Annotated in this window: 15 protein-coding genes and 2 pseudogenes; 11 read left to right on the top strand and 6 right to left on the bottom strand. The window is 65.4% G+C overall.

Annotated elements, in window-relative coordinates:
• Positions 1-209: 209 nt before the first annotated feature.
• From hpf to AAD027_RS04540, 10 genes are all read left to right on the top strand, one after another.
• Complete coding sequence (gene hpf, locus AAD027_RS04585; protein ID WP_341724846.1) at positions 210-530, top strand: ribosome hibernation-promoting factor, HPF/YfiA family; 321 nt, start codon at positions 210-212, stop codon at positions 528-530.
• Between the two features lie 220 nt (positions 531-750).
• Positions 751-1,701 carry an HPr(Ser) kinase/phosphatase gene (gene hprK, locus AAD027_RS04580; RefSeq protein WP_341725391.1) on the top strand — a complete coding sequence of 317 codons (951 nt, stop codon included), beginning with the start codon at positions 751-753 and terminating at the stop codon, positions 1,699-1,701.
• On the top strand, positions 1,698-2,633 hold the full coding sequence (rapZ, locus tag AAD027_RS04575) for an RNase adapter RapZ (protein WP_341724845.1): 936 nt from the start codon (positions 1,698-1,700) through the stop codon (positions 2,631-2,633). Before hprK ends, rapZ begins: the two co-directional genes overlap by 4 nt.
• Before the next feature lie 207 nt (positions 2,634-2,840).
• On the top strand, positions 2,841-3,233 hold the full coding sequence (locus AAD027_RS04570) for a PTS sugar transporter subunit IIA (protein ID WP_341724844.1): 393 nt from the start codon (positions 2,841-2,843) through the stop codon (positions 3,231-3,233).
• Complete coding sequence (locus tag AAD027_RS04565; RefSeq protein WP_341724843.1) at positions 3,226-3,492, top strand: HPr family phosphocarrier protein; 267 nt, start codon at positions 3,226-3,228, stop codon at positions 3,490-3,492. The genes AAD027_RS04570 and AAD027_RS04565 overlap by 8 nt, the downstream gene beginning before the upstream one ends.
• Entirely contained in the window at positions 3,489-5,207 is a 1,719-nt protein-coding gene (gene ptsP / locus AAD027_RS04560; RefSeq protein WP_341724842.1) for a phosphoenolpyruvate--protein phosphotransferase, read from the top strand. Before AAD027_RS04565 ends, ptsP begins: the two co-directional genes overlap by 4 nt.
• 265 nt (positions 5,208-5,472) lie before the next feature.
• The gene (gene mgtE, locus AAD027_RS04555) at positions 5,473-6,834 is read left to right on the top strand and encodes a magnesium transporter (RefSeq protein ID WP_341724841.1); all 1,362 of its coding nucleotides are present in this window, start codon (positions 5,473-5,475) and stop codon (positions 6,832-6,834) included.
• Between the two features lie 402 nt (positions 6,835-7,236).
• Entirely contained in the window at positions 7,237-8,037 is an 801-nt protein-coding gene (locus tag AAD027_RS04550) for a carboxylesterase family protein (protein ID WP_341724840.1), read from the top strand.
• Positions 8,038-8,045: 8 nt separating this feature from the next.
• Positions 8,046-8,336, top strand: coding sequence for a hypothetical protein (locus AAD027_RS04545; protein WP_341724839.1), 291 nt, complete (start codon positions 8,046-8,048; stop codon positions 8,334-8,336).
• Positions 8,337-8,469: 133 nt separating this feature from the next.
• The gene (locus AAD027_RS04540; RefSeq protein WP_341724838.1) at positions 8,470-10,071 is read left to right on the top strand and encodes a diguanylate cyclase; all 1,602 of its coding nucleotides are present in this window, start codon (positions 8,470-8,472) and stop codon (positions 10,069-10,071) included.
• 259 nt (positions 10,072-10,330) lie between these two features.
• Here AAD027_RS04540 and AAD027_RS04535 read toward each other — a convergent pair whose 3' ends face one another.
• The 3 genes from AAD027_RS04535 to AAD027_RS04525 form a co-directional block, all read right to left on the bottom strand.
• Entirely contained in the window at positions 10,331-11,275 is a 945-nt protein-coding gene (locus AAD027_RS04535; protein ID WP_341724837.1) for an aspartate carbamoyltransferase catalytic subunit, read from the bottom strand.
• A 21-nt stretch (positions 11,276-11,296) separates the two neighbouring features.
• The gene (gene ruvX / locus AAD027_RS04530) at positions 11,297-11,746 is read right to left on the bottom strand and encodes a Holliday junction resolvase RuvX (protein WP_341724836.1); all 450 of its coding nucleotides are present in this window, start codon (positions 11,744-11,746) and stop codon (positions 11,297-11,299) included.
• An 85-nt stretch (positions 11,747-11,831) separates the two neighbouring features.
• Positions 11,832-12,398 (bottom strand): YqgE/AlgH family protein, encoded by a 567-nt coding sequence (locus AAD027_RS04525; RefSeq protein WP_341724835.1) that lies wholly within the window; start codon positions 12,396-12,398, stop codon positions 11,832-11,834.
• A gap of 133 nt (positions 12,399-12,531) precedes the next feature.
• Here AAD027_RS04525 and AAD027_RS04520 point away from each other — a divergent pair, with 133 nt between their 5' ends.
• Positions 12,532-13,077: a DNA-3-methyladenine glycosylase I gene (locus AAD027_RS04520; protein ID WP_341724834.1), complete on the top strand. Its 546-nt coding sequence runs from the start codon at positions 12,532-12,534 to the stop codon at positions 13,075-13,077.
• Positions 13,078-13,161: 84 nt separating this feature from the next.
• Here the strand turns inward: AAD027_RS04520 and AAD027_RS04515 are convergent, their stop codons facing one another.
• The 3 genes and pseudogenes from AAD027_RS04515 to AAD027_RS04505 form a co-directional block, all read right to left on the bottom strand.
• Positions 13,162-13,362 (bottom strand): hypothetical protein, encoded by a 201-nt coding sequence (locus tag AAD027_RS04515; protein ID WP_341724833.1) that lies wholly within the window; start codon positions 13,360-13,362, stop codon positions 13,162-13,164.
• Positions 13,363-13,633: 271 nt separating this feature from the next.
• Positions 13,634-13,867: pseudogene (locus AAD027_RS04510) on the bottom strand (transposase); the annotation flags it as partial.
• Between the two features lie 596 nt (positions 13,868-14,463).
• A pseudogene (locus AAD027_RS04505) lies at positions 14,464-17,112 on the bottom strand (RHS repeat-associated core domain-containing protein); the annotation flags it as partial.
• Positions 17,113-17,692: the final 580 nt, after the last annotated feature.

Below are 17,692 nucleotides of genomic sequence, written 5' to 3'. Positions count from 1 at the left end.
GTTTTCCTAACACCCGCGGAGAATCTGCGGCCACCGGTTGATAGTTGGCCGTTTCGGGTCCATCTTTGGCCTGTGGGCGATGAAAGCGTCCACCACATTCCCGACCACAGAGGAGATTGCCGGAACCCCAAGCCTGTTTGCGTTGTCACTGCAGGTGACACGCTCTCCCGCACCGCGGTGCGGATTACTGACCTGAAGGAGGTAGCACGATGCGTATCGAGACTTACGGCCATGAAATCGAAGTCACTCCCGCCCTGCGCGAATACGTCGAGACCAAGCTGAAGAGGCTGGAGCGCCACTTCGATCAACCCTTTGAAGTCCGTACGCAACTGGGAACCCGCAAACCCGACTACCTCGCCGAGGCCACCGTCAACATGGCCGGGCGCCAACTGCATGCCGACGCCGGCGCGCAGACCATGTACGCGGCCATCGACATCCTGGCCGACAAGCTCGACCGCCTGCTGGTGAAGCACAAGGAAAAGCGCAACGACGTGCAACGCAACAGCGTCCGCTCCGAACTCGCCGAATAGCCTTCGCCCTTTCGTTGCGCGTCGGCACGCGCACCCGCGTGCCGCACGTCCCCCCGAATGAATGCCGCATGCCTCCGCCGCACGGCCGGCGGGGGCCATGGCCGATCTTCCTCATGCGTGCCCCTGCCCGCCATGTCCGGGCGGGTCGCGATGGCCATGAGGGCGCATTACACTGGCACGTACCCGGCCACTGGCCGTGCCTACGAGTCGCCGCCGCATGATGAACACCAGCATCACCGCCCGTGAACTGTTCGACCAGCAGAAGGACAAGCTGGCCCTGCGCTGGCTGGCCGGACAGAAGGGCGAGAAGCGCGTCCTGGAAGCGGGCGACACCGTATCGCGGCGGCCCTCGATGGCCGGCTATCTCAATGCGGTCTACCCCAACAAGGTGCAGATCCTCGGCTCCGAGGAACTGGCCTGGCTGGATTCGCTGGATTCGCGCCAGCGCTGGGAAACCATCGAGAAGATCGTGCAGTTCCGCCCGCTGGCGCTGGTGATCAGCAAGAACCAGTCCTGTCCCGAGGACCTGCGCGAAGTCGCCAACGAGACCGACACGCCGCTGTGGGTGTCGCCCAAGCGCGGCCACGAGCTGCTCAACCACCTGTCCTACCACCTGGCGCGCACGCTGGCGCCGCGGGTCACGCTGCATGGCGTGTTCATGGAGATCTACTCCATCGGCGTGCTGATCACCGGCGAAGCCGGGTCCGGCAAGAGCGAGCTGGCGCTGGAACTGCTGAGCCGCGGCCACCGGCTGGTGGCCGACGACGCGCCCGAGTTCACCCAGATCGCCCCCGACGTGCTCGACGGCACCTGTCCCGAACTGCTGCAGGACCTGCTGGAAGTGCGCGGGCTGGGCGTGCTGAACGTGCGCGAGATGTTCGGCGACACCGCGGTGAAGAAGAACAAGTACCTGCGCCTGATCGTGCACCTGACCCGGCCGATGACCGAACCCAACCCGCACGGCTACGAGCGGCTGACCGGCGACTCCGGCACGCGCCACGTGCTGGACCTGGACGTGCCGCTGATCACCCTGCCGGTGATGCCCGGCCGCAACCTGGCCGTGCTGACCGAAGCGGCCACCCGCCTGCACATCCTGCGCACGAAGGGCATCGACCCCGCCGCCATGTTCATCGCCCGCCACAGCAACCTGCTGGAACGCAGCACGCCATGAGCACGGTCGAGACCACCGGCGTCTCCCATCCGCACGACGTGCTCGAAGACAACGGCACGCCGGCGGCGGCGGCGCCCACGGTGGTCATCGTCAGCGGCCTGTCCGGCTCGGGCAAGTCGGTGGCGCTGAAGACCTTCGAGGACCTGGACTACTACTGCGTCGACAACCTGCCGGTGGAACTGCTGCCCTCGTTCGTGCGCAGCCTGATGCGCGACGACGAACTGCCGCCGAAGATCGCCGTCGGCATCGACGTGCGCAGCCGCCACAGCGACCTGTCCAAGCTGGCGCAATGGCGCGCCGCGCTGACCCAGCTCGGGCTGGAAGGCAGGCTGATCTTCTTCGACGCCAGCGACGACGTGCTGTTGCGCCGCTATTCCGATACCCGCCGCCGGCACCCGCTGGGACATGGCGGCCAGACGCTGAGCGAGGCGATCCGGCAGGAACGCGCCATCGTGCAGCCGCTGCTGGCCGAGGCCGACGTGGTCATCGACACCAGCCACCTCAACGTGCACCAGTTGCGCCGGCGCATCATCGCCGAGTTCGCGTTCAACAAGGGCACCTCGCTGTCGCTGCTGTTCGAGTCCTTCGCCTACAAGCGCGGGGTGCCGGCCGATGCCGACTTCGTGTTCGACGCGCGCGTGCTGCCCAACCCGCACTGGAACCCCGAGCTTCGCCCCTACTCCGGCCGCGACCCCAAGGTCCGCAGCTACCTGGACGCACAGCCGGAAGTGGCCGAATACGTCGGCCAGGTCAGCGGCTTCCTCGACACCTGGCTGCCGCGCCTGCGCGGCGAGACCCGCAGCTACGTGACCATCGCCTTCGGCTGCACCGGCGGCAAGCACCGCTCCGTCTACCTGGCCGAAACCCTGGCCCGCCACGCCCGCGACCTGGGCTGGGAAGAAGTCGCCACGTTCCACCGCGAACTGGACTGAGGGGGCGGGGAAGGAGGCGGGATGGCCCGTAGGAGCGCCCTGGGGCGCGATGCCCTCGGCTCTTCCGGACTTTCCCGCCGGAAAGCATCGCGGCCGAGGCCGCTCCTACCGACTTCTCCCTTTGCAGGCCGCAACGCGGCTGTGCCACTCTCACCGTTCCATCCACGCTGCTTCCAGCCCGTCATGCCGGTCTGTTAACGTTCCGGCATGGCCTGTGGCATTCTTCTGGTAACTCATCCTGGCGTGGGCGCCGCGATCCTGGCGGTCGCCACCGCGCTGTTGCGGCAATTGCCCTTGAAGGCGGAAGCCTTCGAGGTACCGCTGGACGCGGACCTGGACGCGCTGCTGCCTGAGGCATCGGCCGCGTTGCGGCGGGTGGACGGCGGCGATGGCGTGCTGGTGCTGACCGATCTGTACGGGGCCAGCCCCAGCAACCTGGCCGGGCAACTGGCCCGGCTGGGCACGCCGGTACGGCGGGTGTCGGCACTGAGCCTGCCCATGCTGCTGCGGGTGATGAACTATTCGGAACAGGGACTGGACGAACTGCCGGCGACTGCGGCCGCTGGCGCACGCAATGGAGTCATACACGACGATGCTTGAACGCGAACTCACCGTTTCCAACCGCCTGGGCCTGCATGCGCGCGCCACCGCCAAGCTGGTGCAGACGCTGTCCGGCTTCCGCTGCAACGCCACGCTGGCGGCCAAGGGCCGTGAGGTGAACGCCAAGAGCATCATGGGCGTCATGCTGCTGGCCGCCGGCCAGGGCACGCCGGTGACGGTACGGATCGAAGGCGAAGACGAAGCCGCCGCCATGCAGGAAGTCGTCTCGCTGTTCGAGCGACGATTCGACGAAGAATGACGCGGGCGCTGCTGCCGGGTCACGGGGCTTCGCGCGGCAGCGCGCTGGGACGCGCCCGGGTCCGGCTGCCGCATGTGCTGGAGGTCGCCGAGCAGCGCATCCGCCAGAACCAGGTCGACGGGGAACTGACGCGGCTGCACGATGCCGTGGGCGCCACTCGCGGCGAAATGCACGAGTTGCGCGCGCGCCTGCACGGCGCGTTGGCCAAGGAAGTCGGCGAGTTCCTCGACCTGCACGCCCTGCTGCTGGACGACCCCGAGCTGCTGCATGGCTTGGACGAACTGATCCGCACCGGCCGCTACTCCGCCGATTACGCCCTGCGCCTGCAGCGCGACCGGCTGGCGGCGGTCTTCGACGGCATGGACGACGCCTACCTGAAGAGCCGCATGGACGACCTGGACCATGTGATCGGCCGCATCCACGCGCACCTGCACCAGCGCGTCGCCGACACCGGCGGCGTGGCCGGCGAGATCCTGGTCAGCGACAACGTGGCGCCGTCCGAACTGGCCCAGTTGCAGACCCAGGGCGTGGTGGCCATCGTCACCGCCGCCGGCAGCCCGCTGTCGCACAGCGCCATCCTGGCGCGCAGCCTGCACCTGCCGCTGGTGGTCGGCAACGCACAGGCCCTGCAGCGCATCAACGATGGCGACATCCTGCTGGTGGACGGCAGCACCGGCGAGGTCATCGTCAGCCCGGACGCGGAGGACCTGCGGCGCTATCGCGCGCGCCTGCGCGAGGCCGCCAGGGAGGAACGCGAACTCGGCCGCCTGCGCTCCAAGCCCAGCCGCACCCGCGACGGCGTGGACATCGCGCTGTGGGCCAACGCCGAATCGCTGGACGACGTGGCGCATGCGCACGCGCTGGGCGCCGCCGGGCTGGGCCTGTACCGCACCGAGTTCCTGTTCCTGCAACGCAACGAGCTGCCGGACGAAGACGAGCAGTTCCGCACCTACCGCGACGTCGTGCTCGGCATGAGCGGCCGCCCGGTGACCATCCGCACGCTGGACCTGGGCGCCGACAAGGCCGACCGCACCGGGCTGGCGCTGAGCGACGAGGACAACCCCGCGCTGGGCCTGCGCGGCGTGCGCCTGTCGCTGGCCCATCAGGGCGTGTTCGACACGCAACTGCGCGCCATCCTGCGCGCCTCCGGCTACGGCCCGGTGCGCATCCTGGTGCCGATGGTCAGCAGCCGCGAGGAAATCCTGCAGGTACGCCGGCACATCAAGCGCGTCGCCCTGAAGCTGCGCAAGGAAGGTCACGAGGTCGCCGAACACATCGCCCTGGGCGCGATGATCGAAGTGCCGGCGGCCGCCATCGCGCTGCACGGCTTCGTCGACGTGGTCGATTTCCTCTCCATCGGCACCAACGACCTGGTGCAGTACCTGCTGGCGGCCGACCGCAACAACGACGCGCTGGGCGAACTGTATTCGCCCCTGCACCCGGGCGTGCTGCGCCTGCTGCGGCATGTCATCGGCATCGGCACCGAACACAAGGTGCCGGTGGCGATGTGCGGCGAGATCGCCGGCGACGCCAAGATGGCCCCGCTGCTGCTGGCCCTGGGATTGACCGAGTTCAGCCTGCATCCGGCCACGCTGCTGGAACTCCGCCGCGCCATCCGCGACAGCGACCTGGGCCAGTTGCAGGCACGCGCCGGCAAACTGCTGCAGGCGCGCGACCGCGCCGGCATCGAGCGCTGGCTGAAGGCCACCCCTTGAACACGCTCTCCGGCGCGATGCCGCAGGGACACCTTGTAGGAGCGCTCTCGGGCGCGATGCTTTGCTTTTTCCATGTGTCCATCGCCGAAAAGCATCGCGCCCGAGGGCGCTCCTACAGCAATGCTGTGGCTTCTCGTGCCCGGGGCGCACGTAGCAAGCTTGCGCGGGGTGTCCTTATTTCGACCATCGGGCGATAATGGTGCGATGAACACCTGATGCCCCGGTCGCATCCGTCACGCGGATCGGCCCCATTCCGGAGTCCCGAATGGTCGAAGCCATCCGCCACGACAAGACCGCGCGCCAGCTGCGCCTGCTCTCCGACGCGCTCGACAGCGGCCGGCTGGGTCCCGTGCGCCGGCTGGTCAACACCTTGTCGCCAGCGGAGATCGGCAACCTGCTGGAATCGCTGCCGCCCGGCAAGCGCGAGGTCGTGTGGGGGCTGGTGGATGCCGAGGACGACGGCGAAGTGCTGGTGCACGTAGGCGACGAAGTGCGCGAAAGCCTGCTGGCCGACATGGACCCGGACGAGATCATCGCCGCGGTCGAGGACCTGGACATCGACGACCTGGCGGACCTGGTCGAGGACCTGCCCGACACCGTCATCGACGAAGTGCTCAAGTCGATGGACCGCGAGAACCGCGAGCGGCTGGAGCAGGTGCTGTCGTACCCGGAGGACACCGCCGGCCGCCTGATGAACCCGGACGTGGTCACCGTGCGCGCCGACGTCAACGTCGACGTGGTGCTGCGCTACCTGCGCCTGCGCGGCGAACTGCCCGACCACACCGACCATCTTTACGTGGTCAGCCGCCGCCACCAGTACCTGGGCCGGGTGTCGCTGGCCTCGCTGGTGACGCACGAGGACTCCACGCCCATCAACCGGCTGATCGACGACGAGCAGCCGGCCATCGACGTGGGCGAAAGCGCGCAGGAAGTCGCGCGCCAGTTCTCCGACCTCGACTGGGTCTCCGCGCCCGTGGTGGACGACAACAACATTCTGCTGGGCCGCATCACCATCGACGACGTGGTGGACATCATCCGCGAGCAGGCCGAGCACCAGGCGCTGGGCGCCGCCGGCCTGGACGAGGACGAGGACTTGTTCTCGCCGATCAAGCGCGCCGTGCGCGGCCGCGTGGTGTGGCTGGGCATCAATCTGTTCACCGCGTTCCTGGCCGCCAGCGTGATCGGCCAGTTCGAGGCGACGCTGGAGAAGATCGTCGCGCTGGCCGTGCTGATGCCGATCGTCGCCGGCATCGGCGGCAATGCCGCCGTGCAGGTGCTGACGCTGATGGTGCGCGGCCTGGCGCTGGGCCAGGTGGGCTCCAGCAACGCCCGCATCCTGCTGTGGAAGGAAATCCGGGTGGCGCTGATCAACGGCGTGCTGATCGGCGGCATCGTCGGCATCATCGCCTTCGTCTGGTTCCACAGCGTGCTGCTGTCGCTGGTGATCGCATTGGCGCTGATCATCAATTTCTGCGCCGCCGCCGTCGCCGGCGTGCTGTTGCCGCTGCTGCTGAAGCGGATGGACATCGATCCCGCCGTGGCCGGCACCGTCGTGGTCACCGCGGTGACCGACGTGATGGGCTTCTTCTGCTTCCTGGGCCTGGCGACGCTGATCCTCTTGCATTGAGGCACCGCGCCGGTGAAGTGCGCGGAATGCAGATCGCTTTTGTAGGAGCGCCCCATGGGCGCGATGCTTTCCGGTCCAATCACGCAAGAGCATCGCGGGCATGGCCCGCTCCTACAAGCAGGCGCCTACTTCTGCAGGAGTATCCATGGACGCGATGCTCCCCGCCTCAACCATGCAAGAGCATCGCGGGCATGTACCCCATGCGGGGCATAAAGACCGCTCCTACCAGCAGGAAGGACATGCCGCGCCCTTCATGCTCCAACGGGGTACATGGGTGCTTGGCTGTTGCCGGAATCGCCTTGGGCCGAGACATCGAACACGCGGCTCCACCCGACGGCGCTTCATGCCGCCCGCACGACCACGGGTTATGCTGCAACCCGGTTTCCGCCGACTGATCCCACCATGCGCTATCGCACCTTCGCCTTCCTTGCCCTGCTGCTGATCCTGATGACCGCCTGCCAGACGACTTCCACCGCATCCACGGGCGAATTCGTCGCGCGCGAAGTCACCGTGGACGGTACGGTCCGTCGCTACCAGGTCTTCGTGCCGGCGTCGCGGTTCCGCAAGGACAAGCTGCCGGTGGTGCTGTTCCTCAACGGCTCCGGCGAGCGCGGCAGCGACGGCGTGAAGCAGACGATGGCCGGGCTGGGGCCGTACCTGCGGCAACACACGGACGACTTCCCCGCCCTGGTCGTCTTCCCGCAGGCGCCCGAAGACACCGAATGGACCGAGGACGCCGGCCCGATCGCGTTCGCCGCACTGGATGCCGCGGTGGAGGAGTTCAAGGGCGATCCGGATCGCGTCTACCTGACCGGCATCTCGATGGGCGGCTACGGCACCTGGGAACTGGCGCTGCAGCAGCCCACCCGGTTCGCCGCGCTGGTCCCGGTCTGCGGCGGCATCACGGTGGACTGGACCGAGGCGCGGCCGACGATGAACGTGCACAGCGTGGCCGGCACTGCGGATCCCTTCGCCGCCGCAGCGCAGCGCCTGAAGGACGTGCCGGTATGGATCTTCCATGGCGGCAAGGACGAAGCGGTGCCGCCGGCGCAGTCCCGTCGCATGGACGCCGCGCTCAAGGCCGCTGGCGCCCGCGATGCGCGCTATACCGAATTCCCCGACGCCAACCACAACAGCTGGGACGCGACCTACGCCCATGCCCCGATGTGGGACTGGCTGTTCGCGCAACACCGCGGGAAGTAACCCTCCCCATGGCCGAACTCGTCCCCGATTACTTCAGCGCCGGCTGGCGTACCCGCGCGCTGGCCTGCCCCTGCGGGTGGGAGGGCGACAGCCGGGGCATGGCCATGGAACTGCACGACCAGGTCACCGACTACGCCTGCCCGCAATGCGGCAACCTGCTGCTGATCGTCACCCATCCCACGCTGGCGCAAGTGCGGCAGGCCGCCGCCGAAGGCCAGGCCGAGGCCATCGAACAGCTGGCGATCGTCGAGGAAGCACGCCGGCATTTCCCGTCCGGCGCCGAGGGCAGGGACGGCTGAGCCGCCCCAAGCCGCACCCGCGTCACGATTCCGCTCTTCCCGCCATCGACCGTGGGGCCTGCGGCTCAATTGTGGCCCGCCGCGGCCGATAAACCGGCATCCCTCCTTCCGGCGGCCCGACGGCTGCGCACCCGTGGCCAAGAAGCCTTCCGCCCTACCCGAGACGACCGACGACGATTCCGGCATCGCAGGCGGCCTGCGCCGCCTGTGGCCGCTCCGCCGGGAAAAAGCGGCCCCGGCTTCGACCGAACTGGCCACGGTGCCGCCGACGGCGAACGGTGTCGCCGGCGCCATCCTCCTGCCCAGCATCAGCCCGGCGCAGCTGCACACCCTGTTCGCGCACGCACTGGAACCGGCCACCCTGCTGTCGGCCTTCGCCGACGGCGTGGCCGGCCTGCCGGGCGAACTGCGCGGCATGGGGCAGCGCCTGCAATCGGCGCATGCCGATGGCGACTGGGCGCGCTACGGGCGCGCCCTGCGGCAACTGGTGGACAAGTACATCCGCACCATCCAGGACGAACCCGTCGCCGGCGAGGCCGAACAGTTGCGCGACCTGCTGCACCATACGCTGGCGCTGGCGCTGGAGACCCTGTTGCGCGACGATGCCGTGCTGTTGCCGCAGACGCATGCGCTGGCCGGCCGCGTGAAGCAATGGCGGCCCACGCAACCGCTGGACGCGCTCGCGACCGAACTGAAGGACCTGTGCCGGCAGGTCGGCCTGCGCACGCACGAAGTCAGCGATGCGCAGGACCTGATGCGCAGCCTGTTCGACCTGTTGCTGGAGAATGTCGGCGAACTGCTGGAAGACGGCAACTGGTTGCAGGACCAGATCGCCGCCGTGCGCGAACTGCTGGCCGGCCCGCTGGACCGGACCACGCTGGAACAGACGCGCGCCGGCCTGCGCGAGGTCATCTACAAGCAGGGCCTGTTGAAGCAGGGCATCGCCGATTCCAAGACAGCGATGAAGGACATGATGGTGGCCTTCGTCGAACGGCTGGATGGCATGGCCAGCAGCACCGGCGAGTTCCACGACCGCATCAGCTTCCACGCGCAGGCGATCCGCGACAGCCGCAGCATCGCCGAACTGGGCAAGCGCATGGACGACATCCTGCAGGACACCGAACAGCTGCAGGCGCAGGCGCTGAAGGCGCGCGACAACCTGCTGGCCGCCCGCCGCGAGGCGGAAGAAGCCGAACAGCGCGTGGCCGACCTGGAACAGGAACTGCAATCGGTATCCACGCTGGTGCGCGTGGACCAGTTGACCGAAGCGCTGAACCGCCGCGGCTTCGACGAACTGTTCAAGCGCGAATCCGTGCGCGCGCTGCGCAGCGGGCAGACGCTGTGCCTGGCCATGCTGGACCTGGACGACTTCCGCCAGATCAACGCGGTCCACGGCCATCTCGGCGGCGATGCCGCGCTGTGCCATGTCGTCGCCATCGCGCGCGCCACGCTGCGCGGCAGCGACGCGGTGGCGCGCTTCGGCGGCGAGGAATTCGTGCTGCTGCTGCCGGACACGCCGTTCCTCGAAGCGATGGGCACGCTGGAACGCCTGCGCGCCCGCCTGTCCCAGCGCCCCGTGCTGCACCAGGGCCTATCGCTGGCGGTGACGTTCAGCGCCGGCGTGGCCCGCTGGCGCCCGGGCGAATCGCAGGACGACCTGCTGGCGCGCGCCGACCGCGCGATGTACCAGGCCAAGCAGGACGGCAAGAACCGCGTGGTCGCGGCGGCGGATTGAGCGCCGGGTTCGCCGGACAGCACGACACGGACAAGCGCGAAGGAAGGAAGGAAACCTCCAGACGCCTCGCCTCCCTCTGGTAACCATCATCAATGACAGCCGTCATCCCGGCGAAAGCCGGGACCCAGTGCCTTTGCACTTCAGCGATGAAGTCGCTGGGTCCCGGCTTTCGCCGGGATGACGGGGAAACGGCTTGCCGGAAGTTTCCTGCTTATCTATCCGTGCGGGAAGAACACCCTCGACCACTACGGATACACACTCAGGCCAGCAACGTCTCCAGCACCGCCATGCGGATCGCCACGCCGTTGCTGACCTGGCGCAGCACCAGCGATTGCGGGCCGTCGGCCACCTCGTCGGTGATCTCCACGCCGCGGTTGATCGGGCCGGGATGCAGCACCACCGCATCATTCGCCGCACGTGCCAGGCGCGCGGCCGTCAGGCCGTAGTCGCGGTGGTAATCCTCCAGCGAATCCACCAGGCCTTCCTCCATCCGCTCCCGTTGCAGGCGCAGCATCATCACCACGTCCACGCCTCCCAGCATGGCGTCGAAATCCCCGCCAACTTGGCAGCCCGCCAGGGTGTCGTCGTCCGGCAGCAGCGATCGCGGGCCGCAGACGCGGATCTCGCCCGCGCCCAGCGTGCGCAGCGCATGCAGGTCCGAGCGCGCCACGCGCGAGTGCTTCACGTCGCCCACCATCAGTATCTTCAACCGCGAGAAATCCGCGCCCTTGGCCTGGCGGATCGTCAGCGCGTCCAGCAGGCCCTGGGTGGGATGGGCGCTGCGGCCGTCGCCGGCATTGACCAGCGTGGTGCCCTCGCCCGCCTCGGCCGCCAGCGCGGCCACCGCGCCGTCCTCGGCGTGGCGCACGATGAAGCCGCGCACGCCCATCGCTTCCAGGTTGCGTAACGTGTCGCGCGCGGTCTCGCCCTTGCGGGTGGACGAGGTGGAGGCGTCGAAGTTCAGCACGTCCGCGCCCAGCCGCTGCGCGGCGATGTGGAACGAGCTGCGCGTGCGCGTGGAAGGCTCGAAGAACAGCGTGCAGACCGTGGTGCCCACCAGCGCCGTGCGCCGTTGCGTGCGCCCCAGCGCCGCATCGCGGATCTGCCCGGCGCGGTCCAGCAGCCGGCACAGCGTTTCGCGGGGCAGTCCTTCCAGGGTCAGCAGGTGCCGCAGGCGTCCATCCGAATCAAGTTGTTGGGTCATGTGCCATCACGAAGGAAAGAATCAGGTCACCTGGGTCGCGTCATGCGGCGCGGCCAGCCAGCGTTCGATGATGACCGCCGCCGCCACCGCGTCCAGCGCGGCGGCATCGCGGCGGCGCTTGCGGCCTTCGGCGCGGTCCAGCGCGAAGCGCTGCGAAGCCTCGATGGAACTGGTGCGCTCGTCCACCAGCACCACCGGCAGGCCGTAGCGCGTGCGCAGTTCGCGGGCGAAGGCGTGCGCGCGCTTGCGGATCGGCTGGTCGCCGCCGTCCAGCGTCATCGGGTCGCCCACCACCAGCCCGTCGGGCTTCCATTCGGCGTGCAGCTTGTCGATGGCCAGCCAGTCCGGGCCATGAGCATGCACGTCGATCACCGCCAGCGCGCGGGCGCCGGTGCCGAAGGCGCTGCCCACCGCCACGCCGATGCGGCGCGCGCCCACATCGAAACCCAGCACGGTGCCGTCCAGCTTCATGCGGCGCGCCTCCTTCCGCGAAGGACGCCACGATCCCGCGCCGGATGGCAAGGAGAGCGCGTGTCCGATGCGGGCAGGCCGGGCTTCATGCGTGGCCGCTGTAGTCCGTCAGCCGGGTCATGTCCACGCCGATGCGGCTGCCGGCCGCCTGCCAGCGCTGTTCCAGCGGCAGCGCGAACAGCAGTTCGGCGTCGGCCGGCGCAGTCAGCCAGCCGTTCTCGCCCAGTTCGTATTCCAGCTGCCCGGCACCCCAGCCGGCGCACCCCAGCGCCACGACGACGTGCTCGGGGCCATCGCCGGCGGCCATGGCTTCCAGGATGTCGCGCGACGTGGTCAGGTAGAGGCCATCGGCCACTTCCAGCGTGGAGTCCCATTCGCGTTCGCCGTCGTGCAGCACGAAGCCGCGCTCGGGGTGCACCGGGCCGCCACTGAGGACGATCTGGCTGTCCAGTTGGGCGTCGTTGACCTGCAGGTTCATCTGCCGCAGCACGTCGCCCAGCGTGTATTCGGAGGCGCGGTTCACCACCACGCCCATCGCACCCTCGTCGTCGTGCTGGCAGATCAGGGTGACGCTGCGGGCGAAATGAGGGTCCGACAGCGCCGGGGACGCGATCAGCAGCTGGTTGGCAAGGGGAGTGGGAGCGTCTTGCATGGCGCCATTCTAGCCCGGTCGCGCGCCCCGCGGACCGGCCACCGAGGGCGGCCGCTGTCCCCATTCCGGGCCTACACTGGGCGATCAACGCGGCGCATTTCCGCCCGCCTCTACCCGGCCACGTCCACACCCCATGTCGAGCTACTGCGATTTCGCCCCCGGCCACCCGCTGCACGGTCCTTACCACGACCACGAGTACGGCTTCCCGCAGCGCGAGGAAGCGGTGCTGTTCGAACGGCTGTTGCTGGAGATCAACCAAGCGGGGCTCAGCTGGGAAACCATGCTGAAGAAGCGCGATGGCTTCCGCGCGGCCTACAGCGGCTTCGACGTGGACAAGGTGGCGCGCTACGGCGAGATGGACCGCGCCCGCCTGCTGGCCGACCCCGGCATCATCCGCAACCGGCTGAAGGTGGATGCCGCCATCCACAACGCGCAGGTGATCCGTCAGCTGCGCAAGAGCCACGGCGGTTTCGTCGAATGGCTGGACGCCCACCACCCGCTCGCCAAGGCGGAGTGGATCAAGCTGTTCAAGAAGACCTTCCGCTTCACCGGCGGCGAGATCACCAACGAGTTCCTGATGAGCCTGGGCTACTTGCCCGGCGCCCACCGCGAGGACTGCCCGGCGTTCAAGCGGGCGGCGAAGCGGAAGCCGGCGTGGATGGGGGAAAGCATAGGCTGACAAGCCGGCCTTTGGCGAGGGGAATCCTCGTAAAAGTAAGCCCCGCAGTGCTGCAGGGCTTCCTCGTTCTTCATCAGAAGTAGATCAGATGCAAGACTCGGCGATGCACTGCGCATAAACGCGTGCGCAAACGTTTGTGCTCAATCCATTCGCGATGCATTCGTCGTAGATTTCTTGGCAATATTGAATCGCAATGGGCGAACATGGAGCTGTCTGAGCGACAGCGCCGCCCAATCCAGAAGACACAAGAACAGCAGCGGCCACTACACTCTTGATGATCTTCATGAGTCAGTTCCTGACTGTGCCTGCAATTCAGGCTGTCCGACTCTATCGAAATGGAAGTCCAGCATGACGTGATGCTACTCACGTATCTAAAGCCTGATATTTCCCCTACATGCAAGTTCACACTAGGGGGGTGCTTCATATCATAAAGCATGGCTTCCCATCCTTATCCCTGTAGTCCTTGTCAGGCTACCGTTCGAGGTGGCTGATGAGGTAGACGCGGCCGCCCACGGTGGTACTTTCGCCCACCTTGATAGGCGGGTACAGAACGCGTCTTCAGCCGGGCCACCTCCTTCTTCAGCCGCTCGATCTCCGCTTGCTCGGGCCGCTGCTGGCCCGGCCCCGGGAACGGATGCTTGGAATCTTCGTCGACGGCCTTCAGCCATGCCCGCAGCACGTTGAGGTGAATCCCCAAGTCCCGCGCCGCCTGCGAGATCGATACCCCGCGCTCCCGGACCAGCTTTACCGCCTCAAGCTTGAACTCGGGCGTGAACGTCCGCTTTGCCATTTACCACCTCCGACTTCATCATTGCACCTGAACTAGGTGTCTGTGAAATCGGCAGCAGGCCACACAGTACACTCCCATATGGCGATCGTTACCCAATTAAAGTGTCCAATAAATCGGGAGAGAAGGGCACTCTATCCTCATTCTTTTTGTGAGATAGCGGCCGTGACGAGCCTACTAATTACGGATGCGCTTTTTTCCACTCAGCCTCTAAAGCCTTCAGACTCTTCAACTTGCTCTACCAAGTTTGGACGGGAGTCAACTTACGTACGCTACTGACACTCGGGTGCCGGGTACTTACTGAACTTGTACGCGGCTGAAATCCGCTCCGCTCAACCCACTCTACGTGTCACATGACGCAGATCGCAATATACATCGCAAATATAGACACGCCAGTCATAACTGATAGATACACCCAATGCCACCACGAAAAGCCACCCGTTCCGCTATGCTTTGACCAGAGCCAACCGGAGATGATCTTTGACATTCTTCTATGCTTTACAGAAGAAGCAACACCAAAGATGAGCACCATGGAACCTACCAAAAGAACTCCACGAAGTAAAAATTCGGACATAACTGATTCCAGACTCATCCTGCTCTCAATCGCAGGGCCATAGAAGACCAACATACTTCTTCGCAAACCAACCCGCGACAAAGCTCAATTCGGGCCTAAAGATGCCAACCAGACATCCCGCCACAGCAGCATTCTTGGCTTCACAATTCATTGAGTTGCGTAAGCAAGTCCTCCAGTCACAAGTTCGGACGTCCCATGATCCGCAAGCATCCTTACAACAATCGAAGGTTTGTTTCGCAATGTTCGTTGTCGTGGAAGTAACTGCGCCAGCCAGGCACCGACTTAATGCTCCCAAGATAATACTGTTTATTGCAGCTGCTGAAGGAACAAGACCCTTCTCGTCATGTGAAAGGAAGGGATCCCCTGCAACATAACTGTATGTACTCACCCCGCCCAGAAGACCGATTGGATCACTCTGCGAGTATCGGCCAGTGGCGAGATCGTAATCCCGCAGATAGTTATAACTGATAGCACTAGCGGAATCGTAGCGCTGCCCTGGAAAACGCATATCGAATACGAACGGAATCCCATCTCCATCCGGATCCTGCTCCGGCGGCGTGTTACCAAAAGCCTCGCCTTTGATATCCCACTTCCACACCGCCACATCCCGCATCGGATCGACCACCATGCGCGGTGTCCCCAAGTGATCCGGCTGCACGTAATGCAGCTGGTTGCCGTTGGCTAGCAGGCCCACCGGCAGGTCGTCCATCCAGATCGCCTGCTGGATGGGACTGCCGCTGCTATCGTAGTCACCCAGCCAATGGCCAGCCTCGTCGTACAGCGTGTAAGTATTGGCTGCGCCTAGATACCGGCGTACCTGTTCGCCACGGCCGTTGTAGGCGTACTCCCTGGTCACCAGCCCGGCCTGCTTCACCTGGCTCATGCGGCCGGCGTCGTTGTAGACGAACTCGCGCGAACCGCCAATAGCCAGTGTATTGCCTGCCGCGTCGTAGCTGCGGATAACGCCACCAACATCGGTCAGGCGATGGTTGTTGGAGGAATAGCCATAAGCACTGGTTCCCGACGAGGTGCCATGCGCCGTGCGGTTGCCCGTCTTGTCGTAGCTGTAGCTGTCGATGATCGCCTGCGTGGGACCATCCCGGGTTTCGGTCAGGCGACCCAGGGCGTCGTAACCATAATTCACAGGCGGCGGCGAACCGCTGGTCAGTTCGGCCAGATTCCCGACCGGATCGAAACCAAAGGCCAACGCCAAGCCATCCGTGCCACCCTGTACCGAGATCGGGCGGTAGTCCTGGTCCACGTCGCGCTGCATCGGACGGCCATTGCCGTATGCCCAACCCGCGACAGGGCCGAAGGGATGGTAGGCAGCCTGGTGGAGCAATGTGGCGCGGGGCTGCCCGGGCAAGGCCACTCCCACTTCGCTTACCTGGGCTAGCGTATTGCGCACGTAGTCCACCACCGTGCCATCGGGATACAGCATGGCCTGCAACTGACCAGCCTTGGTGTAGGCGTAGCGCAGCACGAACGAAACGCCGTTGGTGGTCTGCACCTTGCGCACAAGATTGCCGAAGCGGTCATGGCAGTACTGTGTGCTGCCGCTGCCATCCTGCATGCGGGTCAGCCGGCCGATCGAGAACGTTTCCCCCGACTCGCACACCGCCTGCGTGACGTCGTAGGTATAAGCGACGTCCAGGCCGGGTGTGGGATAGCCGACATGGGTGAGTCGGTTCAACGCATCGTACTGGTAAGTGGTGGTGACCCCGCGCGCATCGGTCTGGCTGGTGCGGTTGCCGGCACTGTCATGGGTATAGGTGGTGGTGCCGGTATCCGGACTCTGCAACTGGACCAGATCGCCCAGACCGTTGTAGGTGTAGGTGGTGTCGAGCCCCTTGGGGTCCGTCACCTTGGTCAGGTTGTCCAGTGCGTCGTACTGGAACTGGGTTTCTGCCGCGATGCCACCCACGTCTTGGAGCGTGCGGATCAGCCGGTTCAACGGGTCATAGTGGTTGCCGGTAACCCGACCCAATGCATCCGTCACCGAACCCATGTTGCCGTTGGCGTCGTAGGTGAAGTCCGTGGGGTTGGCCTGCGCATCCGCCTGGGTGGCAAGCTGCCCCAACTGGTTGTAGATGCGCGACAACGTGCGCTTCAACTGCCCGCCTGCATCCTTGGTATCTTCCTTGATGCGGTTGCCGGCGTTGTCCAGCAGATATTCGATGCGGTTGCCGGCATTGTCGGCGATGGCGGCCAAGCGATGGGCGGCATCGTATTCGTAGGAGGTGAATGCACCGTCCGGTTGTGTAACTTTCTTGACCAGCCCGGTAGGCTCGTATTCGTAGAGTGTCGTGCGGTCCTCCGTGGGCGTGATGCCTTTGACAGTTGTGGCGGCTACCCATCCACGTGGGTGGTAGAGCGTCTCCGTAACCACACCATCGGAATTCTTCACAGTGAGTGGGCGAGCGAAGATGTCATAGGCCAATACCTCGGTGACGCGACCCAATGCATCCGTGACCGTCCATACGTCTCCGGGAGCATAACCACAATCCGATAGGCTCGTAGTGCAAACCGGTCCGGTGCTGTTGTAGTACGCATACGTTGTCGTGTCAGTAACGTCTGTACGCGGCCCATCGATGGACTTGAGCAAACCAAGCCTGGGGCATAGGCCGGCATCAATGTCTACCTGCTCACAGTATGTGAACGAAGTCGTGCGCGAAGCCAAGGTAGCCGTATCAGTCGATGTCGAGAGAACTCTTTGACCCCGACTATTCAGCGAGTAATCCTCCCTCAGATTGGGCTTTAGGACTCTTACGAGCCTAGGTGTTGCAACTTGCTTCCAAGTCTGTGACGTTCTGGCATATGGCGTACCCGCTCCTTCCACCTTAGTGACCACCCGTACGCTTCCCAACAGCGGGTCCGTGGTATCGGCATACTGATATGTTGTTTGGTTCCCGCGACCATCCAGAATCTTGACTGGTCGGCGCCTGAAATCTGACCCCAAAGAGGCGAATGTAGTAGTAGACGTACCGGCGCTAGTCTGCGCTGACGAGACCTTGCGGTAACTTGCATCATTCGTCAGACGATATGTGTACTCCTCCCCTAATTGGTTTATATACCTAGTCGACCCATCAATATCGTAAGCGAACTGATGAATCTCCACTCCATTAGCGCGCTCGGACCGGATTGCTCGCCCCGATTCATCATAGCTGTAGGTAGAGATCCTATATCCTGATTCATCGGTAATACCTGTCAGATAACTCGGGAACCTGACATCCTCGTAATGGTAATGCCGCTCA

Source organism: Pseudoxanthomonas putridarboris (assembly GCF_038321125.1).
Classification (GTDB): domain Bacteria; phylum Pseudomonadota; class Gammaproteobacteria; order Xanthomonadales; family Xanthomonadaceae; genus Pseudoxanthomonas_A; species Pseudoxanthomonas_A putridarboris.
Note: the sequence above shows the minus strand (reverse complement) of the source record. Positions and strands in the feature narration are given on the sequence as shown.